This window comes from Bacillus cereus group sp. MYBK79-1, assembly GCF_051915365.1.
Classification (GTDB): Bacteria; Bacillota; Bacilli; order Bacillales; family Bacillaceae_G; genus Bacillus_A.
In genome coordinates, this window is sequence record NZ_JBQAEO010000012.1 from 1 (window position 1) to 22,152 (window position 22,152).

The window sequence follows — 22,152 nt, forward strand, 5'->3', positions numbered from 1 at the left end:
AGGCATGAGGCAAAGTCTCCTTTCATTTTAGGTTCTGGATAAACCTAGGGGGTACTTTGCCTTATTTTTTTCCTAAAAATGTTTACACATACTTTTATACACCATCGATATATTTGAATTTACGATAGATATATCCGAAAAATCGTCGATATAATTTCACGTATCAATTAATTTGATGAAAAATTCCTCTCCGTTACATGGTGTATAATAATAAGTACCATTTTCTAATAGGAGCAGACGAATGAACGAACAATATTACGATGCTGTATTACATATAAAAACTGTCGGTGAGCAAAAGGGCTTTAACAAGTCTATGCACTATCACCGTTATGAACCGACGCCATATAGCGGATTAGATGAGTTATTGAATCAATATGAAATAAGAAGTAGCGACCGGGTTGTAGACTTTGGATGCGGAAAAGGACGATTAAACTTTTACATGCACCATAAGTGTGATGCTTCAGCGGTTGGAATTGAAATGAATGAAGAGTTTTATAAAGACGCGTTGGATAATCTTGAGCGCTATGTAAGAAAGGTAAGAAACAGCAAAGATAAAATTGGGTTTGAATGCTGTTTAGCGCAGGAATATGAAATTGACCCACGTGATAACCGGTTTTATTTCTTTAATCCATTTTCTGTACAAGTATTTATGAACGTAGTAAATAACATTTTGCTTTCAGTAGAAGAGATGGAGAGAGAAGTGGACATTATTTTATATTATCCTTCTGAAGATTATATTTTCTTCTTGGAGAATCAGACTGCGTTTGAGCTGAAGAGAGAAGTAAGATTGCCTGGGGCTTATGAGAAGAATGGGAATGAGAGGTTTTTAGTTTATACATTAAGATTATAAAAAAGCAGGTGCCACGGCACCTGCTTTTTTACTCACATCTATATAATTAGTTACGGATTAAGTAATCAAATGCGCCTAAAGCTGCGTTTGCACCTGAACCCATAGAGATGATGATTTGTTTGTACGGATTATTTGTACAGTCACCTGCAGCAAACACTCCTGGTACGTTTGTAGCGCCGTGCTTATCTGTTACGATTTCACCGCGAGCGCGTTCAACTGTTTCGCCTAACCAGTCTGTGTTTGGCACAAGACCGATTTGTACGAATACACCTTGTAATTCAACGTGATGAACTTCTTCAGTTTCACGATCGATGTAAGAAATACCGTTTACTTTATCAGTACCAGTGATTTCTTTCGTTTGAACGTTTTTCAGAACAGTTACGTTTGGTAAGCTGTTAAGACGCTCTTGTAATACAGCATCAGCTTTTAATTCTGGCATGAATTCAAGAACAGTTACGTGCTTAACAATACCTGCTAAGTCGATAGCTGCTTCAATACCAGAGTTACCTCCGCCGATAACTGCTACGTCTTTTCCAATGAATAATGGACCGTCACAGTGTGGGCAATATGCTACACCTTTATTTTTGAACTCAGCTTCACCCGGTACGCCAACGTTACGCCAGCGAGCACCTGTTGAAACGATTACGCTTTTACTTTTCAGAATAGCGCCGTTTTCAAGTTCCACTTCAATAAGTTCTTTTTTCTCTAAACGTTTTGCACGTTGTAGATTCATTACATCGATGTCGTATTCTTTAACGTGCTCTTCAAGGCTTGCTACTAGCTTAGGACCTTCAGTACGTTTTACGCTGATGAAGTTCTCAATGCCCATAGTATCCATTACTTGACCACCGAAGCGCTCAGCAACGATACCAGTGCGGATACCTTTACGTGCTGCATAAATTGCTGCACTTGCACCAGCAGGGCCGCCACCAACAACAAGAACATCGTATGGATCTTTATCAGAAAGCTCTGATGCATCTGGACCGTTACCCATTTTAGCTAAAATTTCTTCAAGAGTCATACGACCGCTTCCGAAAGATTCGCCGTTTAGGAAAACTGTTGGTACTGCCATGATGTCTTTGCTTTCTACTTCCTCTTTAAATGCAGCGCCATCAATCATAGTATGTGTAATACCAGAGTTTAGAACGCTCATTACGTTAAGAGCTTGTACAACATCAGGACAGTTATGACAACTTAGGCTGATATAAGATTCAAAATGATATTCGCCTTGAATGTTTTTAATTTGATCGATTAATTTTTGTTCAACTTTTGGAGCGCGTCCACTTACTTGTAGTAAAGCTAACACTAATGAAGTAAATTCGTGTCCTAATGGAATACCAGCGAATACAACACCAGTGTCTTCACCAGGGCGATTTACGCTAAAGCTTGGTGTTCTCTCTAATTCAACTTTTTCTACTGTAATCTTAGATGACATAGTAGCTAATTCGTCTACTAGAGCTAACATATCTTTAGATACGTCGTCGTCTCCAGCGCTTACTTTAAGTAAAATATCGTTCTCCATTAACTGAAGGTATTGGGATAATTGTGTTTTTATATCTGCATCTAGTATCATTTTGATCGAACTCCTTAGATTTTGCCTACAAGGTCAAGGCTTGGTTTAAGTGTTGCAGAACCCTCTTGCCATTTAGCTGGGCAAACTTCACCTGGATTGTTACGTACGTATTGAGCTGCTTTAATTTTGTTAACAAGAATGCTTGCGTCACGGCCGATACCGTCAGCATTGATTTCCATAGATTGGATAACGCCGTCTGGATCGATGATGAATGTACCACGAGCAGCAAGACCTTCTTCTTCCATTAAAACGTTGAAGTTTGTAGTGATTGTGCGAGTTGGGTCACCAATCATAATGTATTCGATTTTGCCGATAGTTTCTGAGCTATCATGCCATGCTTTGTGAGTGAAGTGAGTGTCTGTAGATACAGAGTATACTTCAACGCCTAACTCTTTAAGAGCTGCGTATTGGTTTTGTAAGTCTTCAAGTTCAGTTGGACAAACGAATGTGAAGTCAGCTGGGTAGAAACAAACTACACTCCATTTTCCTTTTAAACTTTCGTCAGTAACTTGGATAAATTCTCCATTATGGTAAGCATTAGCTTTAAACGGTTTTACTTCTGTGCCGATTAATAACATATTAAAATTCCTCCTAAATGTTGGTTTTGAGCATCAAAAAATAGTGTGCTCATAAAATATATTTTTTAATTAACTATAATAATTCTAATTCGATATTAATTATCATATAGAATTGGTTATTTTGTCAAGAGAATAAACCAACTTTATATCGATTTAATTAATATTTATTCTCAATTAAGATTGTTAAGGAATGAAAAGGTAGTTTTCATATAATAGATTTTCAATGAGTATGTAAAAGCGTAGTGTGTATGTTAGAGATATGTTGTAAGTATAAATTGATAGGAAGGGAATAATTCTTAGAAGTTGTGGATTTGAAAAGGGATTGCTTATTTCTATTTTACAAAGAATTGTGTGATAAATAAAATAAAATGAATTAAAATCTTTTTGAACAATTTTTGTCATCTCAAATATACAACTAGGAAGTATATTGCAGTGGATATAGAAGCATTGACTCAAAGGGCTAACAAGATATAATAAAACCTAGATATACCTTTCAAAAAGAAGAAGATATAATATAGGATGTTTAACCTATTATTTTTTATAGCTTTTAGAAAACGCTTACAATTAGTGTGGAGGAGAAACCATGTCTAAGTTCACGAAGTATTTTTTAATGGAAGCTAAAGATGTGATTGTATATGTGAAAGAGAAATTATGTAAGTTTGAGGATGCAAAGGGGTTACAGTGTAAAGAAATAGGCGATGGTAATTTAAATTATGTGTTCCGCGTTTGGGATGAACAGAAGAATATTTCTGTCATTGTAAAGCAAGCTGGGGATACAGCACGTATTTCAGATGAGTTTAAGTTGTCGACGAATCGTATTCGTATAGAATCAGATGTTTTGCAGTTAGAGGAGGAGTTAGCACCTGGGCTTGTTCCAAAGGTGTATTTGTTTGATAGTGTGATGAATTGCTGCGTAATGGAAGATTTATCGGATCACACTATATTGCGCACAGCGCTTATAAATCATCAAATATTTCCGAGGCTTGCTGACGATGTAACGACCTTTTTGGTAAATACACTCCTATTAACATCGGATGTTGTAATGAATCATAAAGAGAAGAAGGAACTTGTGAAAAATTATATAAACCCTGAGTTATGTGAAATTACAGAAGACCTTGTCTACGCTGAGCCATTTACAAATCATAATAAGCGTAACGAGTTATTTCCGCTAAATGAAGGATGGATTAGAGAGCATATTTATAGTGACAAAGAGCTTCGTATGGAAGTAGCAAAACTTAAGTTTTCTTTTATGACGAATGCACAGGCGCTTATTCACGGTGATCTGCATACTGGTTCTGTTTTTGTGAAAAATGATTCCACAAAGATTATTGATCCAGAGTTTGCTTTTTATGGACCAATGGGATACGACGTTGGGAATGTAATGGCGAATTTAATGTTTGCTTGGGTGAATGCAGATGCGACCATGTCACCCGGGGCTGAGAAAGATACGTATATGAGTTGGCTACAATCGACAATGGTAGAGGTAATTGATTTATTTAAGAAGAAGTTTTTAGATGCTTGGAATATTCATGTGACAGAGATTATGGCGAAGGAAGAGGGCTTTAACGAAGTATATTTACAATCTGTATTAGAGGATACGGCTGCAGTGATGGGCCTTGAGTTAATTCGTCGTATTGTTGGGCTAGCAAAAGTAAAAGATATTACTTGTATCGAGAACGAGGAAGCACGTGCTAGAGCGGAACGCATTTGTCTTCAAGTAGCGAAGGAATTTATTTTACAGGCGAATCAATATAAAACAGGCACAAGCTTTGTAGAAACGTTAAAAGAACAGTCCATGCACTATGCGAAGTAAGGGGAGAAGATGATGGAAGAACAATTAGTACCAATTCAGTGGAAAGATGATGCTTTAGTTTTATTAGATCAAACATTACTACCGAATGAGGTTGTTTATGAATCTTTCAAGACAGCTGAAAGTGTGTGGGATGCCATTCAAGTAATGAAAGTAAGAGGGGCGCCAGCGATTGGTGTTTCGGTAGCTTATGGTGTGTATTTAGGAGCCAAGGAAGTTACTCAAAATACGGTGGAAGAATTGATAGAGGAAGTAAAAAAGGTATGTGCATACTTAGCAACATCAAGACCGACAGCAGTAAACTTATTTTGGGCACTTGAAAGAATGGAGGCAGTCGCGACAGAGAACGCACACTTATCAATCGCCCAGTTGAAAGATAGATTACTAGAAGAGGCAAAAGAGATTCATAGAGAAGATGAAGAAATTAACCGTCAAATTGGAGAGCATGCATTAACGTTATTCCATGATGGAATGGGAGTATTAACACATTGTAATGCAGGTGCGTTAGCGACGACTAAGTATGGTACCGCAACAGCTCCAATGTACTTAGCGAAAGAAAAAGGATGGGACTTAAAAATCTTTTCGGATGAAACACGCCCTAGATTACAAGGTTCAACGTTAACAGCATTAGAACTACAACGAGCGGGAATTGATGTTACTGTCATTACGGATAATATGGCCGCTATGGTCATGTCACAAGGGAAAATTGATGCGGTAATTGTTGGATGCGACCGTGTGGCAGCAAATGGTGATGTAGCAAATAAAATTGGGACATTAGGCGTATCTATTTTAGCGAAATACTACAACATTCCGTTTTATGTAGCGGCACCAACGCCGACAATTGACTTAAAAACACCGACAGGAAAAGAAATTCCAATCGAGGAAAGAGATGCTTCTGAAGTGATTAATCGTTTCGGACAATATTCTGCTCCGAAAGAAAGTAAAGTATATAATCCAGCATTTGATGTCACGCCACATGAAAATGTAACAGCGATTATTACGGAAAAAGGGATTGTAAAAGCACCGTTTACGGAGAACTTAAAAAAGCTATTTCAATAAGTAGATAGAATAAAAAAGTCAGTCATCATAAGCTTCATACTTAGGGGGATGTATATGTTATTACAAAAAGAAAGAGAAGAAATTGTAGCGTATGGAAAGAAAATGATTTCTAGTGGTTTAACAAAGGGGACAGGCGGTAATATTAGTATTTTCAATCGCGAACAAGGTCTTGTTGCGATTAGTCCAAGTGGTTTAGAGTATTATGAAACAAAACCTGAAGATGTAGTTATATTAAACTTAGATGGTGAAGTGGTAGAGGGAGAGAAAAAACCATCAAGCGAATTAGATATGCATCTTATTTATTATAGAAACCGTGAAGATATAAATGCGCTTGTGCATACACATTCACCTTACGCGAAGACAATTGCATCATTAGGGTGGGAGCTTCCTGCTGTATCGTATTTAATTGCTTTCGCAGGTCCGAACGTTCGCTGTGCACCGTATGAAACATTTGGTACGCAGCAATTAGCAGAGGCTGCTTTCGAAGGCATGATCGATCGCCGTGCCGTTTTACTTGAGAACCACGGTTTAATTGCAGGTGCAAATAACATAAAAATGGCGTTTACTGTTGCGGAAGAAATTGAGTTTTGTGCGCAAATTTATTATCAAACAAAAAGCGTCGGAGAGCCGAAGCTATTGCCAGAAGATGAGATGGCGAATTTGGCGAAGAAGTTTGAAGGGTATGGACAGCAGTAAATGAAAAAACACCCTCAAGATTTGACTCTTGAGGGTGTTTCTTACGCCTTTTTAAGCAACAAATACATAAAGTAAGGAGCACCAATTAAAGCAACGACAATACCTGCTGGGATGCCATTAGGTTCAACGATGTTTCGTCCGATTGTGTCTGCTAATAGCAATAGCCATCCGCCGATTAAAAGAGCGATAGGCATGAAGATTTGATGTCTTGGACCTACTAAAGATTTCGCGATATGAGGGGCCATTAGTCCGATAAAGCTAATTCCTCCTGTTACGGAAACAGCTGCAGCTGCAAGCGCAACGGCTGCAACTAATAAGTATCTGCGTTCTTTTTCAATTTCAATTCCAACACCGATTGCGACTGGTTCGTTTAATGCTAGAATGTTTAATCGATTTGCTTTATAGAAAACAAACGGAATTAATACGATTAACCATGGGAGCATTGCGAAAACGAAGACCCAGTCATCTCCCCAAATGTTTCCGGCAATCCACTTAGCGATAAAGTCTACTTTCATACGATCAGCGGATGAAATAAGAACAATCATCATTCCAGATAGTGCGAATGAAAAACCGATACCGGTTAATGTTAGTCGAATTGGCTGAAGCCCAGTTGATTTGCTATATGAAAATACGTAAATTAGAACAGCTGTCAGAAATGCTCCGACAAATCCAACGACAGGTAGTAAGTAAAGAAATGAACCTACATCTATTGGAAAGTATAAAAAGAAAATAGCGACAGCAACACCGGCCCCAGAGTTGATACCGAGAATACCAGGTTCAGCTAAATCATTTCGAGTAATTCCTTGGAAGATAGCCCCTGATAAAGCGAGAGCCATACCAGCTAATAATGTAATAACAATTCTAGGTAGTCTTAAAGAGTATAAAACAAACTCCTCTTTAAAAGTCCCTTGTCCCATTAATGTTGGGAGTAGTCGATCATAAGATAAAGATGCTGAACCAAGTCCCATTCCAACTATAATGGTGGTGATGGTCAGTATTAGTAAAGCGAGTATAATAAGACGTTGTTTTCTTAGAATAGATTGCATCATGAGAATGTTTTTCCTCCTTTACGTACAACGAATAGGAAGAATGGTAGCCCTACAATTGCGACAATAGCGGCAACTGGTGTTTCGTACGGAGCGTTAATAGTACGTCCGATTGTATCTGCAAGTAGCATAAAGGAAGCTCCAGCAATTGCTGACATCGGTATAACAAATCGGTAATCTGGACCGACAATTGGGCGTACCATGTGAGGCACCATTAAACCGATAAATGCCATATTTCCGACAAGCGCTACAGACGCACCGGCAAGCAAGATAATAATGATAAATAAAATGGTTTTAATAACAATAATTTTTTGACCTAGCCCAATAGCCACTTCTTCACTGAAACTAAGAACTGTCAATTTTTTCGCTAGTAAGATAGCGATAAAGATACTAATTGAAATGACTGGAATAATAATTTTCAATTGGCCCCAAGTTGTTCCAATTACGCCGCCAGCAGTCCAAAGTGATACCTCTTGTGAAATTTTAAAGTAAATGCCGACGCCTTCTGAAATTGCAAGGAGAAATGCTGAAACGGCAGCACCAGCTAATACAATTCGAAGGGGGGACAGCCCGCCTTTTTTCACCATACCAATGCCAAATACCATAATCGCGCCAATTGCAGCACCAATAAAGCAAGCAAATGTTAAGTAAAGATAGCTGATGGAGGGGTTGAAGGCTAGCGTTAACGCAAGTGCAGCATTTGCTCCACCAGATAATCCTAATAATCCAGGATCTGCAAGGGGATTTCGTGTTAATCCTTGCATAATTGCTCCAGAAACAGCAAGTCCAGCTCCTACAAAAATAGCAGCTACTTCACGTGGTAAACGAATTTCGCGAATAATAGATATTTTGTCTCCTTTAGCGGAGGATGTGAGCGCTAACCATACGTCTTTTATTGAAGTATCTGCAGCACCTAATACCATTGCCACCATAAAAATAAGAAAGAATGCAATTATGCTCAACATGAGTTTGTATGTAAAAGCTATAGAACGTGGATTGTCGTGATTTTTTGTCATTCGTTTCACATCTTTTCTGTTCATAGAATAAAGGAAGAGGAATTCTTAAATTAAGAATTCCTCATGTTTGTATTATTTACCAAGAAAGCTCTTCTTGAAGAAGTCTAGTTGGAAATCTAATGTAAGTGGATCATTGAAATAGAATTCCATCATGTTTGCTTCGTATACGCGATTATTTTTTACTGCTGGGATGTTTTTATATGATTCTGTCTCTTGGAATGAGTTATCAGTATCTTTGTTCTTACTTACGATTAAGTAATCACCAGCAAATTCAGGTAATACTTCAGTAGATAATGCGTAGTAACCTTCTTTTAATGCTTTTTCTTTTACTTTTTCAGGCATTTTTAATTTCATTTCTTGGTACAGAATTTCTGTTCCACGGCCCCAGTTCTCGCCGTATACATAAAGCTGTTTGTTGAAGTTTTCTACAACAGAAACTGTTGCATCTTCACCGATTTTTGCTTTAATTTCTTTACCAGCATCTTGTGCACGTTTCTTGAAGTCATCAACCCAAGTTTTTGCTTCTTTTTCTTTGTTTAATAACTTACCGATTTCTAAATGCTGTGTTAAGTAATCAACTTTTCCGTAAGTGTATGTTACAGTAGGAGCGATTTTCTTTAACTTATCAACATTTTTAATATTTGATAATCCAATGATTAAATCTGGATTTAGTTCAGCGATTTTTTCAACATTTTCATCTGATACTTCAGCAACATCTTTCAGTTTGCTATCAAAACGTGGGTTTTGTTTAGACCATGAATCTACCCCAACAAGGTTTACATCTAATGACATTACGTTACCAGCGAATGATGATAAAACAACAACGCGTTTTGGATTTGCAGGAACCTCTACTTTACCATTTTCAGATTGGTATGTAATTGTTTCTGATTTACTACCTTTTGCATCGTTCTTTTTGTCTGTAGAGCCATTGCTACAAGCGCTCATAACAAGAACGAAAAGAACTGTTAGTGAAATAAATAACTTTTTCATTGTCTTTCTCCTTTAACATAGATGATATGTGTATACAATAATTTGTTTAACTGTAATCTTTTTGAGAGAGTAGTGGTAATGCAAAATGCTTATTGAAAATCTTGAATATGAGATTCTACAATATAGTATTAACCATATTAATAAAAGAAGATGTAATCTCAAATTTGCTAATTATTAACAAATTGATAATGATTATCACTACTGATTCATTAAATAATATAATTTTATCTAGTTGTATTGTCAATAGTAATTTTAATTGTAAATTTTGCAGAAACAGGTTATATTTTATTGAGAATGATAATCAATGATTAGTAGCTGAGGAGTGAAGGTGGATGAATAGAGAAGAATTGTTTGATGTAACCGTGATAGGCGGGGGACCTGCAGGGCTTTATTCAGCTTTTTATAGTGGACTCAGAGAGATGAAAACAAAAATAATAGAATTTCAACCACAGTTAGGTGGAAAAATACATGTTTATCCGGAGAAAATGATTTGGGATATTGGCGGATTATTACCGGTTACTGGTGAAAAGTTAATTGAGCAACTTGTACAACAAGGGTTAACTTTTCAGCCGGAAGTTGTATTGAATACAAAAATAGAATCAATTATTCGTAATAAAGATGGTATTTTTACGTTAAAAACAAGCACTGGAGAAGAACACTTTTCAAAAACAGTGATCGTTGCAACTGGAAGTGGTATATTGAATCCGCAAAAGTTATCAATTGAAGGTGCGGAGCGATTTGAAGTATCAAACTTAAATTATACAGTTAAATCTTTGAAACGTTTCAAAGATAAAACGGTCATTATCTCAGGCGGAGGTAACTCTGCAATTGATTGGGCAAATGAGTTAGAACCAATTGCGAAAAAAGTTTATTTAACATATAGAAAAGAAGAATTATCCGGTCATGAGGCACAAGTAAAACAACTTATGAACAGTTCAGCAGAATGTTTCTTTAATACATCGATTACAACATTAATTGCTGGCGATAATCATGAAGCGATTGAATATGTAGAATTAACAAATCACGAAACAGGAGAGGTTTCTCAGTTAGCTATCGATGAAGTTATTATTAATCATGGATATGAACGTGACATTACGTTATTAGAAAATAGTGAGTTAGACGTTGCGATTATAGATAATTATTATATTGCAGGTAATGCGAATAGTGAGTCTTCTGTAGATGGATTATATGCTGCGGGAGATATTTTAAAGCATGAAGGGAAATTACACTTAATTGCGGGGGCATTCCAAGATGCTGGAAATGCTGTAAATAAAGCGAAACAATTTATTCAACCAGATGCAAGTGAGTACGGAATGGTTTCTTCGCATAATGAAGTATTTAAGAAGAGAAATCGTGAATTGATTAAGCAGATGATGAAATAAGAAAGGAACAAGTATACCCCCATTTACTTCTCTATTCGAGTGACGAGAGAGGTAAATGGGGGTTTTCCTGTTTACTATATTTTCAATCATTATAATGACACCGGTTTCATCAGTTCATGTAATATGAACGTTTTATTTGTAAATCTATCTATAAAACAATGAATCTATGTTTTGCTGCCGCAGAACAGTAGTACATTATGCTGTCCCTTTAGCTCGTTCGTTAGGAAATGGCATATTTAATATAGAAGCAATGTACTGTTTTCCATGCATTCGAGCTAATGATTCTAATATTTGACGGACGCGTTTTGTAAGATGTCCTTGTTCCTTTATAGCTTCACAATATGCGTCATAGAAAGCGTATTTAGCCCAAAGGAAATCATCTTGTTGGAATAAAAAGTGATTTCTGTACCATTCCCCAATTGTATGGTAACAATTGTTTTCATGTATTGCTACGCTTTGAGAAAGAATGCGATCAGATAAAGATGTAGTTAAATGAGAAATTGTGTTTTCTGTTTCAACCTGTAATGTTTTTTCTAACATTGTAATGATGTGACGAGTAGCCATATGTTAACTCTCCTTTGTGTAAATGGGTAATACCATTCTATATTTAAAAAATTCTTACTATATATTAGTATACAATATATGGAATGCATCTACCTGCTTTTTAAGCTGCATTTACAAAATCTTTTTTATTTGTTTACAAAAATAAAGTAAGATACAGTATATAGGAAAAAATAATAAAGGAATGAACGCGTTGTATATAACAGTAGAAGAAGCTGCGGATTATTTGAATTTACCAAAGTCGTATATTGAAGAACTAATTCAGCAAAAGAAAGTTCGCGCAATATTTGATGGAGAGCAATATTTATTAAATAAAGAACAATTCAATACACATTTAGAACAAATGGAGAAATATAAGCAATTAGTGGAAGAAATATTAAACGAACCAATTCCAGAAGATATGGATGTTAAAGACGAAGATTAAACGATGGGAAATCCTTTTATATGTTGTACAACTAATGGAAAGTTATGCAGTAAAATATAGAGTACGATTTCATTTGCAAGTAGATGGAAATAGGAACGAAAGTAGAGATTTTTTACCGACAGTATAATGGGCTAGAAGAAAATATTTTTCAGAAAAGTGTTCTTGTTGTGTAAATATAAACATTTTATAAAATGTTTCAAGAAGGGTTTTTTTTATAAAATACTTCGTTTATAATGGAGGAAAATATCGACATGAGATTTGTTATTCATGTAACGGTTCGGTAGTGTTAGAAAAAGAAGGGGTGCACACGCATCCTTTTTTCTATGCAGATATTATAAAAGAGGTGGTATTGATGGAATTAACATTAAATTCGACTGTATGTTTACACACGATTCAATTTAGAAAAGAGCAAAAGAATTATATTGTAAAAGATACAATTACAGGAGAAAAATATGAAATGCCGCCACTTTGGATTGATGCATTGGCAATGATGCGTGACGGTTTTTTATTGGGGGAAATTGAGGAGAAATTAAAAGAAGAGTATCCTGACGAAGAAATAAATATGTTAGCATTTACGAGGCAACTGTTAGAGCTAGAGCTTGTCGAAATGGTAGATGGGGAAGAAATAGCTTGTACAAAGAAGAAAGAGAAAGATTATTTAGCTTGGTTACGTCCTCGTGTTGAGCAATTCTTTCTTAATTTAAATAAAAAAAATAGAAGCAAAGGTCAATGATGATCTTTGCTTTTTTGTATAGCTTGTTTAAAAAATTACAGCGAATGCTCTTGCGAAAGCACCGTCGCTATCTTTAATTTTTAAAGGTGCCGCTGAAAAAAAGAAACGCTTCGTGTGTATGGCATCTAAGTTTGTTAAATTTTCGATTAAATAAATATTATTCCCAAGTAGTATGTGATGAATCGGTGATGTTACTGTCGTTACCTCATCAGGAGAGATGAAATCTAAACCGACTGATTTTACTTTTAAGTGAACTAGTTCTTCAGCTAATTCTTCAGAAAGATAAAATGCTTCTTTCTCATACGCCTCTGTATTCCATTTAGTAGATAGATTGGAATGGAAAATGACAATATCACCTTCTTTTATGTCAGCATTGTGCAATACTTCTTTAGGTAACTTTCGTTCTTGAATATGAGTTACATCGATAAGAACAGCTTCACCTACAAATTGATCTAGGGGTAATTGATCAATAGTCGTTGCGCCTGAAATGAAATGGGCAGGAGCATCGCAATGCGTACCAACATGAACGACAGAATGAAAATCTGTAACTTGATAACCTGTTTCTTTAACACTTGTAATGGCTTCTAAATTGATTTTTGGTGTGCCAGGAAATTGAGACATATTGTTTTCAAATGTTTGTGATAGGTCAATTACTTTCACTTTAAATACCTCCAATATATGTTTTGAAATATAAAAAACTCACCTTTCATAATCAAGACAGATGAGTTTTGCACACAATAGTTACGTTTTATCTTTCAAAATGCAGTGCATTTTGCAGGAATTAGCACCTATTCAGTTTATATAAACTGAGGTTGCTGGGCTTCAAAGGGCCGGTCCCTCTGCCTCTCTTGATAAAGATATATTAAGTTTTGGATTCTGAATATTCATTACAATTAAATTGTAATTCATTTCCTTTTTTTGTGCAATAACAAATAGGTATTCACCCAAATAAAGCTACTCGCATATTGTAGCTTATGTAAATAGAATGCTGCGAAGGAGTGAGTGCAGTGACAGGGAATGTACTGAATTATTATGCTGGTGGAAATACAGCTAGAGGGTTTCATAATTTATACGAAGAGAACTTAAAAGGACTCAACAGATTATTTATTTTAAAAGGGGGCCCTGGAACCGGGAAATCTTCTTTAATCAAGTCAATAGGTCGTGAGTGGGTTGAAAAAGGATATGATATTGAATTTTTACACTGTTCTTCTGATAATAAATCGGTTGATGGTGTCATTATCCCGAAGTTAAAAGTAGGAATTGTTGATGGAACATCACCGCATGTTATTGAGCCGAAAATGCCAGGAGTTGTCGAGGAGTATATCAATTTAGGAGTTGCCTGGGACTCAGATAAATTAAGAAAGCAGAAGGTGGAAATTGAACGATTTGTTTCAGAAGCAAGCAAAGCTTTTCAAGCGGCTTACGCTCGTTTCCATGAGGCGCTGATTATACATGATGAGTGGGAGAAAATATATATTAGTAATATTGATTTTAATAAAGCGAATGAACTAACCAATCAGCTAATTCAGAAGTTATTTACAGATAAAGGCGGGAAACAATCGCTTGTGAAACATCGGTTTTTAGGAGCAGCTACACCGAAAGGAGCAGTTGATTTTGTTCCGAATTTAACAGAAGGATTACCACATCGTTATTTTATAAAAGGACGCCCAGGCTCTGGGAAATCAACAATGCTCAAAAAATTAGCTAAGGCAGCAGAAGAAAAAGGATTTGAAGTTGAAGTATATCATTGTGGATTTGATCCAAATAGTCTTGATATGGTTATCGTAAGAGAATTAGGGTTTGCAATTTTTGATAGCACTGCGCCACATGAATATTTTCCGAGCCGCGAAGGTGATGAGATTATAGATATGTATGCCCTGATCGTGACACCAGGGACAGATGAGAAGTACGAGGCGGAGATTCGCGACGTCTCCATTCAATATAAAGCAAAAATGAATGAGGCGATGTCTTTCTTAGCGAAAGCAAAATCAGTTCGTGATAAATTAGAACGAATTTATATTGCTGCTATGGATTTTTCAAAAGTAGACGCATATAAAGAGGAGATTCAAAAAGAGTTTGAACGAATTGCTACTACTGTAATTGAAAAGAAAAAATAGGGCGTTTCAAACTGTCAGAAGTTTTCTGACAGTTATTTTAGTATGTAGTAAAATTAGTAGTATATTTGTCGAATTTCCAAGGAAATAATCAAAAAATGGAGAGGGTATGAAATGAGAGAGAAAATTAGAGTAGAGCTAGAAAGAATTGAAAAAGAGAATGAAGTGAAAATTTTATTTGCAGTGGAATCAGGGAGTCGGGCTTGGGGATTTCCATCGAAAGATAGTGATTATGATGTTAGATTCGTTTATATGCACCCGGTCGAATGGTATTTATCAATTCATGATAAACGAGATGTAATTGAATATCCGATTAGTGATGATTTAGATATAAGCGGATGGGATATTAAAAAGGCATTACAACTATTCGCAAAGTCAAACCCAGCTTTACTTGAATGGATTCGATCACCAATTTTTTATTCGAAAAACTCTCATTTTCCAGAGCAACTTCAACAAATGAGTGAAAAGGATTTTGATCCAAAAGCAACGATATATCATTATTTACATATGGCATCAAAAAATTATCGGGAATTTTTGCAAGGTGAGAATGTAAAGCTGAAAAAGTACTTCTACGTATTACGTCCTATTTTAGCTTGTAAGTGGCTAAAGGAAAAAACAACTTTGCCTCCTGTAGAATTCAATCGATTGATTACAGAATTATCGTTAGAACGTAGCGTATTAGATGAAATTGAACAGTTGTTAATAAAGAAAAAGGCAGGTACTGAATTAGATATTGGATTAAAAATTGAGGTTTTGAATCAATTTTTAGAAGAACAAATTCATTACTATAGGCAATATGTAAAAGGAATTGAAAAGGGATCAGGGATCGAGATTGAGAGTTTAAATACATTGTTTCGAGATATGTTGTTTGCAGTATATGAAAAAGAGCACAAGTAAGTTTGTGCTCTTTTTTTATTTTGTAGGAATAAAGAAAACAGATATTGCTGCAAGAAGACCGGCAAATGAGAATAAGTAAAAATTCCATGCTAAGTCGTATTGCATTGTCATAATAATACCGACAAGAATAGGACCAGCAATTGCACCAACTCGGCCAAGTCCAAGTCCCCAGCCTAAGGAAGTAGCCCGAATATGGGATGGGAAGTATTGTGTTACATATGCATTTAATATTTGAGTAATGCCGACTGATCCAATTCCAGCAAGACCAATTAAAAGATAGATAATTGTAACAGATGGTTTAATTGTTAATAGTCCAATACATATTGCTGCCATAAGATAAGAGATGCTAATAATAATTTTAGCTCCAATACGATCCGCGATTGCTCCAGCAAATAATGCACCGATAGCGGCAGTAATGTTTAGCATAAGTAGAAATGATAAGCTAGATCCAAGAGGGTATCCTGCTTGGCGCATCATCTGAGGTAACCAAGTATTTAAACCATATATTAAAAACATTCCCATTATATAAGTGATCCAAAAAAGTAGCGTTGCTTTTATGTATTCTTTTGAGAATAAAGTAAGGAATCCATTTTTCTTTCGTATATTAGGTGGGGGTTGATGAGTTTCATCGTTTTTATGGAATTCAATTTGAAAACGATGAAGGATTTTGTCTACTTCTTCTTGGCGATTACGTGATAATAAAAATTGAATGGATTCAGGTAAATAACGGATAATGAAAGGAATGAGGAGCAGTGGAATCATTCCGATGCCAAACATAGTTCTCCATCCGAAATCTTCTAACATAAACATAGACAAAATAGCGCCTAATACGATACCTAAAGGATAGCCAGTAAACATAAGGGCATAAATAAAAGATTGACGCTTTTTTGGTGAATATTCAACGGTAAGTGCTGAAGCTGTTGGAATAACACCGCCTAATCCGATTCCTCCGATAAACCGAGATAAACCAAATAATTCGGGAGAAGGCGCAAGTGCAGCTAGACCCATTGTGATAGAAAAAAGTGCTAAACAGCATATAAGTGTCCATTTTCGCCCAATTAGATCTGTAATGGTTCCAACTAGAATAGCGCCAATAAACATCCCAAATAAAGCATAGCTAGCAATTGTACCAGCGTGTGCCGGTGAAAGTGCCCAGCTTTTGTCTTCTAGGAGCTTTGGCAGAACGGCACCGTAAATACCTAAATCATATCCATCAGCTAGAATGGCTAGCCAACAAATAAAAACAACAAGTTTTGTAATAGAGCTCGAAAAGATAGTTTCTGTAGATTCTAGATGAGATGGAGCTGAAGGTTGCATAATATTCCCCCCTTTTAATTTGTAGATGAATATATTATTTTATTTTATGTTAATATTTTCCTTCTTGTATCGAAATTTATCTGAAAAGGTTTTATAACAAATAAAGAAGTTCAACAGGAAACCTGGTGAACTTCTTTATTTGTTTACTCATTATCAACTCGTTTTAACGGTTGATCTGCTGGACCTTCAATTACATCTCCTTCAATTGAAAAGCGGGAACCGTGGCAAGGACAGTCCCAAGTACAATCGCCATTATTCCATTCAACTTCGCAGCCGAGATGTGTACAAGTTGTATCGACAAGATGTAATTTTCCATCTTTGTCCTTATAAGCACCTGCTCGTTTCCCGTTAACATGTACGACAGATCCTTCACCAATTTCGAGATCTTCTGGCTTACGTAATGCCGTTTCAATCTTTCCTTCAATTAAATGTTTCGCAACATCAATGTTTTGGGAGAAGAACGTTTTTATATCTGGATTTGCATGGAAGCGTGATGGTGCATACAGTTCTTTATATGGACTGTGTACTTTTAGAATGGAATCTTTCAGTAAATGAGCAGCAGCAGTTCCAGTTGTCATTCCCCATTTACGATATCCAGTTGCAACAAATATATTTGGATTTCTTTCGTTAATATGTCCGATATAAGGTAGCTTATCTAGTGTGATTAAATCTTGTGCTGACCATCTATAAGAAACTTCATCTACTCCAAACGTTGCTTCCGCAAAAGAATACAGTGCTTCGTAATGAAGCATCGTGTTTATTCCTTGTCCTGTTTTATGACTTTCTCCGCCAATTAAAATTAACTTTTCACCATTGTTTGTTGTATAGCGTAAGGAACGTTTTGGATCATCAATACTTAAATACATGCCACCTGGATAATCTGTTTTTGCTTTAATGGCAAGAGCATAAGAGCGTTCAGCATACATTCGCGTAAAGAAAAAGCTATTCGCATCATAAAAAGGAAAATGTGAACAAGAGACAACATATTTGCAAGTGATGCGATGTCCGCCCTTTGTAATGACTTGTGGATAATCACCCTTTTCCACATCAATAGCTGTTGTTTGTTCATAGACTTTTCCACCCATCTCAACAAACTTTTCTAAAAGTGTTTTCAAATAAAGGATGGGATGGAATTGTGCTTGATTTTTCATGACAAGTGCAGATTGTACGGGAATTGGAATCGATAGAGATTGAACATAGTCACAAGGTATATTTAATTTTTGATAAGCTTCATATTCTTTTGATAAATTTCTTAATCCATTATCAGTAGTTGTATATAAATATGAATCTTCATTTGAGAAATTACAGTCGATTTTATATGTTTGCACCGTCTCATTTATGAACTGTAGAGCATGATTATTTGATTCATAGTAAAGCCTCGCTTTTTCTAAACCGAAATGATTTATTAATTCATCATAAATAAGATCGTGTTGTGCTGTTACCTTTGCAGTTGTATGCCCAGTCGTTCCATTTAAAATAAGACCAGAATCAATTAAAACAACGTTCATACCTTCTTTTGCAAGTAAATAGGCAGTCGTAATGCCTGTAATACCAGCTCCGATAACAGCAACGTCCGTCTTTGTATCTTCAGATAAATGGGGAAAAGCAGGGACCTGAGTAGATTCAATCCAATAGGATAATGGCAATTGTGGAAATGTATCGCTTGTCATTATAGAAACCTCCCGATTTTAGAACAATTTTCCTTTTAATATTTCCATATCATATGAAATTCATGTGTGTTGTTTTAGAAGGAGTCTATTTTTATTAAAAGAAAGATAAAATTATTTCAATATAATTATTTGATATTGTCGGTATGAAGAAGTAAGAGTTGTGTAAAGCTAGATTCAGGTGAGGTTATTTGCTATTTATACAGAGAGTTCTTGAATAATATAGAATCTATAGTATGCCAGTGTGTGTATATGCATAACGGATAAAACCTTATAAAATCTATGTTTTTTCTTTAGTGAAATAAAGTGTAATTATAAAAATATAACCAACTTTTATTACTAGGTCATAAAAGTTGTTGACAATATGGAAATTCTATTGATATGATTCATCATGTGGAAAGGTTGATAGAGAGTAAAAAGAGAAATGTTTTTCATTGATAATAAAAGCGAAAAATAAGTGACGATAGAGTGAGTATATTTTCCTTATAATAGATGCTTTTTTAATCACCTAGTACAATCAATCTGGAAGCAAGAATTGATATATGTAAGTTGCGCAAGGCGCGGCATAAGAAAGGGGCAAAAGGATGAAGGAGCTTCATACGTTTGGGTGGTATGCGGCACGTGTATCACCACATTTGCCAAAAAAAGCGTTTAAACCAGTGCCTACTCGTTTATTTGGTGGACTGGCTTATTTGCTTGTGGCATTGGCGGGTTTAATTTCGATTGGTGTATTTGAATTGAATGTGTGGGCAAATCTAGGAATTGCGATCGTTCTTGGATTATGTTTTGCTTCACTTGGTTTTTTAGGGCATGAAATTTTACATGGAACTGTTGTGAGAAAGGCATGGCTTCGTGATTTTTTAGGAGCAATTGCATTTATGCCGTTATCAACAGGTCCTAAACTTTGGAGAAAGTGGCATAATGCAACGCATCACGTTCATACACAACATGAAGAGAATGATCCAGATGCATGGCCGACACTTGAGAAGCTTAAGAAGAGTAAGTTTTTGAGCTGGGTATATCGTATGCCTCTTCATGTACGTTCATTCTTTAGTTTTCTGTCATTAACCATTCAATTTACATTGCATTCGACTCGAATGTTCTTTCATTTTATAAAAGAATTTAAGTCATCCAATCAAAAATCTGTATGGCTTCAACTTCTTTTGCCTTGGACAGTTTGGATTAGTTTATTGTTTATTATGGGACCGGCAAAATGGTTATTTGCATATGTGATTCCGTTGTTAATTGCTAACTTTATTGTAATGGCATATATCGCAACAAATCACCGCTTAAATCCAATTGTTCCAGTAAATGATCCGTTAGCAAACTGTTTATCAGTAACAGTGCCGCGCTGGGTAGACGTTTTACATTTCAATTTCTCATACCATACAGAACATCATCTGTTCCCTGCTATGAGCTCTAAATACTATCCGTTAGTAAAAGAGAAAATTAAAGAAATGTGGCCGGAACGCTATCACGAGATGCCGATGACAAAAGCTTTGGCAGCGCTATGGAATACACCACGTGTGTATTATCACGGAAGTGAATTAGTGGATCCGCATAGAGAGCATTTCTATGGTTCTTTAGGAAATGGACTAGATCCTCATAATATTTCATATCGTGAGGAACATATAGAGGAAGACGAGAGTATAAAAAAAGTAAATCAGTAAAAATTGATATATTTTTGCAGTGAAAAAGCAAGCCATCTCAGGCTTGCTTTTTCTTATAAAGAGACTTCTTTTTTATTCTTTGTACTAACTTGAACTGAATTTGTTTCTTTTCTTTGTAGTCGTTTCTCTAAAAGATTAACAAAATAAGTAAATAGAAGAACAAGTACGAGGTAATATAAACCAACGATTATGTATGTTTCTAATTGTTGGAAGTTACTTGCAGCAATTGATAAACCTGATCCCCATAATTCAGATAACCCTACATATGCAACGAGAGAAGAGTCCTTTAATCCAATAATAAATTGATTTCCTAAAGGAGGAAGAGATTGACGAAATGCTTGTGGTAATACGATACGGCGCATCGCTAAAGGATACGGCATGCCTAGAGAGCGAGCAGCTTCCAATTGTCCACGGTCGATAGATTGGATGGATCCGCGGAAAATTTCAGTAATATATGCACCGTTATGGATTGCTAAAGCAATTGCTCCTGCCCAAAAGGGAGTAAAAACAACAACGGATGTAATCCCAAAATAGAGAATGGCAATTTGAACAATTAAAGGTGTACCACGAATAATGGCGATGTATACATGAGCTATACTATTTAAAACTTTATTGTTAGAGATTCGAAAAAAAGCGAATAGTAATCCAATTAGTGAACCGAGTAATAGGGATGTTAATGTTAGTTGTAATGTGATAATAGTAGCCTTTAAGAGTGTGGGATAAGTAGACATAAAAATTTCAAACATATGTGTCACCTCATATTGTATGGATTTTGGTAGGGAATGAAATGCCCCACTGATTATTATCTCGCACCAATTGGGAGTTTTACTGCCCAGAAAATAGCGGGATAAAAAGTGGGGCATAAATTATGAAACATTTGAATAGCTAATTTACTTCGTTTTTTCCTCTTCACCAAGAATATTACGTCCAAACCATTTTTTACTGATCTTTTCATACGTACCATCTTTAATAATTTCATCTAAAGCTTTATTTACTTTCTCAACCATTTCTTTATCATCTTTACGGATAGCAATTCCCATTTCATCAAGATTTAATGGTTTTCCAGCTTCTTTTATATTTGATTTACCTTCTTTGATCATGCGTAAACCAACCATTTGATCAGTGATTACTGCATCAATACGTCCAGGCTCTAAGTCCATAAGTGCAGTAATATCGCTATCGTATTCTGTAATTTGATCTGTATGTTTTGCAACAAGGTCTTTAAAGGTACTAGCTTTAACAACACCAATTTTCTTACCTTTCAAATCTTCTGGAGAAGAGATAGATGTATTCTTTTTAGCTACAAAAATTTGGGCACCAGAACGATAATAAGGATTGGAGAAATTAACAGCTTTTAATCGTTCTTCTGTAATTGCCATACTGCCGAGTATTGCATCATACTTTTTTGCCTTGAGACCTTGGATTAGCGTTTCCCACGGATTTGTAATAGGAGTTGGTTTCATATTCATTTTTTTCGCAAGTGCCTCACCAATTTCCACATCAAAACCGGCAAGCTTTCCGTCATTTTCTTTATAGTTAAAAGGTTTATATAAGCCACTCATCGCATAACGAAATTCTTTTTCACCATTTGAAGAAGTAGTAGAGCTTTCCTTGCTACAGGCTCCTAGTATGAAGGATGTACATAATGTAATACTCGCAACAATGGTTAATAGTTTTCTTTTCATAAAACCCCTCCTATATATTGATCATACGGATGGTTTTAAGTATGGTATTGAGATATTGTATTTAGATGATTAGTTGTGCACCGT

At 35.8% G+C, this 22,152-nt stretch carries 21 protein-coding genes and 1 riboswitch; of the genes, 10 read left to right on the top strand and 11 right to left on the bottom strand.

The genetic code is table 11. The features are described 5' to 3' along the window. Positions 1-241: 241 nt before the first annotated feature. Positions 242-850, top strand: coding sequence for an SAM-dependent methyltransferase (locus tag ACTFOB_RS18420; protein WP_440029227.1), 609 nt, complete (start codon positions 242-244; stop codon positions 848-850). A gap of 46 nt (positions 851-896) precedes the next feature. Here ACTFOB_RS18420 and ahpF read toward each other — a convergent pair whose 3' ends face one another. Both ahpF and ahpC read right to left on the bottom strand, forming a co-directional pair. Further along, entirely contained in the window at positions 897-2,423 is a 1,527-nt protein-coding gene (gene ahpF / locus ACTFOB_RS18425; protein WP_000599491.1) for an alkyl hydroperoxide reductase subunit F, read from the bottom strand. 14 nt (positions 2,424-2,437) lie between these two features. Next, entirely contained in the window at positions 2,438-3,001 is a 564-nt protein-coding gene (ahpC, locus tag ACTFOB_RS18430) for an alkyl hydroperoxide reductase subunit C (protein WP_097840583.1), read from the bottom strand. 583 nt (positions 3,002-3,584) lie between these two features. Between ahpC and mtnK the strand changes: the two genes are divergently transcribed. Genes mtnK through ACTFOB_RS18445 form a run of 3 tightly spaced genes read left to right on the top strand, consistent with a single transcriptional unit; the run spans position 3,585 to position 6,566 of the window. Then, entirely contained in the window at positions 3,585-4,814 is a 1,230-nt protein-coding gene (gene mtnK, locus ACTFOB_RS18435; RefSeq protein WP_440029225.1) for an S-methyl-5-thioribose kinase, read from the top strand. A gap of 12 nt (positions 4,815-4,826) precedes the next feature. Beyond that, positions 4,827-5,870 (top strand): S-methyl-5-thioribose-1-phosphate isomerase, encoded by a 1,044-nt coding sequence (gene mtnA, locus ACTFOB_RS18440; protein ID WP_440029223.1) that lies wholly within the window; start codon positions 4,827-4,829, stop codon positions 5,868-5,870. A 54-nt stretch (positions 5,871-5,924) separates the two neighbouring features. Continuing rightward, positions 5,925-6,566, top strand: coding sequence for an L-fuculose-phosphate aldolase (locus tag ACTFOB_RS18445; RefSeq protein WP_440029221.1), 642 nt, complete (start codon positions 5,925-5,927; stop codon positions 6,564-6,566). Positions 6,567-6,607: 41 nt separating this feature from the next. On the opposite strand, the gene ACTFOB_RS18450 is transcribed toward ACTFOB_RS18445, so the two are convergent. The 3 genes from ACTFOB_RS18450 to ACTFOB_RS18460 are packed head-to-tail and all read right to left on the bottom strand — an operon-like array spanning position 6,608 to position 9,618. Beyond that, a complete protein-coding gene (locus ACTFOB_RS18450; RefSeq protein ID WP_440029219.1) occupies positions 6,608-7,615 on the bottom strand; it encodes a FecCD family ABC transporter permease in 1,008 nt (335 codons plus the stop codon). Further along, positions 7,612-8,652, bottom strand: a complete 1,041-nt coding sequence (locus ACTFOB_RS18455) for a FecCD family ABC transporter permease (protein ID WP_151633965.1) — start codon at positions 8,650-8,652, stop codon at positions 7,612-7,614. Before ACTFOB_RS18455 ends, ACTFOB_RS18450 begins: the two co-directional genes overlap by 4 nt. A gap of 48 nt (positions 8,653-8,700) precedes the next feature. Beyond that, positions 8,701-9,618 (bottom strand): iron-hydroxamate ABC transporter substrate-binding protein, encoded by a 918-nt coding sequence (locus ACTFOB_RS18460; protein ID WP_000732569.1) that lies wholly within the window; start codon positions 9,616-9,618, stop codon positions 8,701-8,703. 332 nt (positions 9,619-9,950) lie between these two features. On the opposite strand from ACTFOB_RS18460, the gene ACTFOB_RS18465 reads away from it, so the two are divergent. Then, on the top strand, positions 9,951-11,000 hold the full coding sequence (locus tag ACTFOB_RS18465; RefSeq protein WP_151633967.1) for an NAD(P)/FAD-dependent oxidoreductase: 1,050 nt from the start codon (positions 9,951-9,953) through the stop codon (positions 10,998-11,000). A gap of 195 nt (positions 11,001-11,195) precedes the next feature. On the opposite strand, the gene ACTFOB_RS18470 is transcribed toward ACTFOB_RS18465, so the two are convergent. Then, positions 11,196-11,564 (bottom strand): hypothetical protein, encoded by a 369-nt coding sequence (locus ACTFOB_RS18470; protein ID WP_440029217.1) that lies wholly within the window; start codon positions 11,562-11,564, stop codon positions 11,196-11,198. A gap of 181 nt (positions 11,565-11,745) precedes the next feature. Between ACTFOB_RS18470 and ACTFOB_RS18475 the strand changes: the two genes are divergently transcribed. Together ACTFOB_RS18475 and ACTFOB_RS18480 are read left to right on the top strand one after the other, a co-directional pair. Beyond that, positions 11,746-11,985, top strand: coding sequence for a helix-turn-helix domain-containing protein (locus tag ACTFOB_RS18475; RefSeq protein WP_440029215.1), 240 nt, complete (start codon positions 11,746-11,748; stop codon positions 11,983-11,985). Positions 11,986-12,337: 352 nt separating this feature from the next. Further along, the gene (locus ACTFOB_RS18480; protein WP_151633973.1) at positions 12,338-12,718 is read left to right on the top strand and encodes a hypothetical protein; all 381 of its coding nucleotides are present in this window, start codon (positions 12,338-12,340) and stop codon (positions 12,716-12,718) included. Between the two features lie 27 nt (positions 12,719-12,745). On the opposite strand, the gene ACTFOB_RS18485 is transcribed toward ACTFOB_RS18480, so the two are convergent. Then, a complete protein-coding gene (locus tag ACTFOB_RS18485; protein WP_440029213.1) occupies positions 12,746-13,378 on the bottom strand; it encodes a cyclase family protein in 633 nt (210 codons plus the stop codon). Positions 13,379-13,463: 85 nt separating this feature from the next. Further along, a riboswitch (SAM riboswitch) is annotated at positions 13,464-13,576 on the bottom strand. Positions 13,577-13,725: 149 nt separating this feature from the next. Here ACTFOB_RS18485 and ACTFOB_RS18490 point away from each other — a divergent pair. Both ACTFOB_RS18490 and ACTFOB_RS18495 read left to right on the top strand, forming a co-directional pair. Next, positions 13,726-14,835, top strand: coding sequence for a PRK06851 family protein (locus tag ACTFOB_RS18490; RefSeq protein WP_440029212.1), 1,110 nt, complete (start codon positions 13,726-13,728; stop codon positions 14,833-14,835). 111 nt (positions 14,836-14,946) lie between these two features. Further along, positions 14,947-15,729: a nucleotidyltransferase domain-containing protein gene (locus tag ACTFOB_RS18495; protein WP_440029210.1), complete on the top strand. Its 783-nt coding sequence runs from the start codon at positions 14,947-14,949 to the stop codon at positions 15,727-15,729. A 15-nt stretch (positions 15,730-15,744) separates the two neighbouring features. Here ACTFOB_RS18495 and ACTFOB_RS18500 read toward each other — a convergent pair whose 3' ends face one another. Together ACTFOB_RS18500 and ACTFOB_RS18505 are read right to left on the bottom strand one after the other, a co-directional pair. Further along, positions 15,745-17,046: an MFS transporter gene (locus tag ACTFOB_RS18500; RefSeq protein ID WP_440029208.1), complete on the bottom strand. Its 1,302-nt coding sequence runs from the start codon at positions 17,044-17,046 to the stop codon at positions 15,745-15,747. A 143-nt stretch (positions 17,047-17,189) separates the two neighbouring features. After that, positions 17,190-18,716, bottom strand: a complete 1,527-nt coding sequence (locus tag ACTFOB_RS18505; protein WP_440029206.1) for an FAD-dependent oxidoreductase — start codon at positions 18,714-18,716, stop codon at positions 17,190-17,192. Positions 18,717-19,297: 581 nt separating this feature from the next. On the opposite strand from ACTFOB_RS18505, the gene ACTFOB_RS18510 reads away from it, so the two are divergent. Then, entirely contained in the window at positions 19,298-20,383 is a 1,086-nt protein-coding gene (locus ACTFOB_RS18510; protein ID WP_440029205.1) for a fatty acid desaturase family protein, read from the top strand. A 53-nt stretch (positions 20,384-20,436) separates the two neighbouring features. Here ACTFOB_RS18510 and ACTFOB_RS18515 read toward each other — a convergent pair whose 3' ends face one another. Both ACTFOB_RS18515 and ACTFOB_RS18520 read right to left on the bottom strand, forming a co-directional pair. Then, the gene (locus ACTFOB_RS18515) at positions 20,437-21,129 is read right to left on the bottom strand and encodes an amino acid ABC transporter permease (RefSeq protein ID WP_151630239.1); all 693 of its coding nucleotides are present in this window, start codon (positions 21,127-21,129) and stop codon (positions 20,437-20,439) included. A gap of 144 nt (positions 21,130-21,273) precedes the next feature. Further along, positions 21,274-22,068, bottom strand: coding sequence for an ABC transporter substrate-binding protein (locus ACTFOB_RS18520; RefSeq protein WP_076542076.1), 795 nt, complete (start codon positions 22,066-22,068; stop codon positions 21,274-21,276). Between the last annotated feature and the right edge of the window lie 84 nt (positions 22,069-22,152).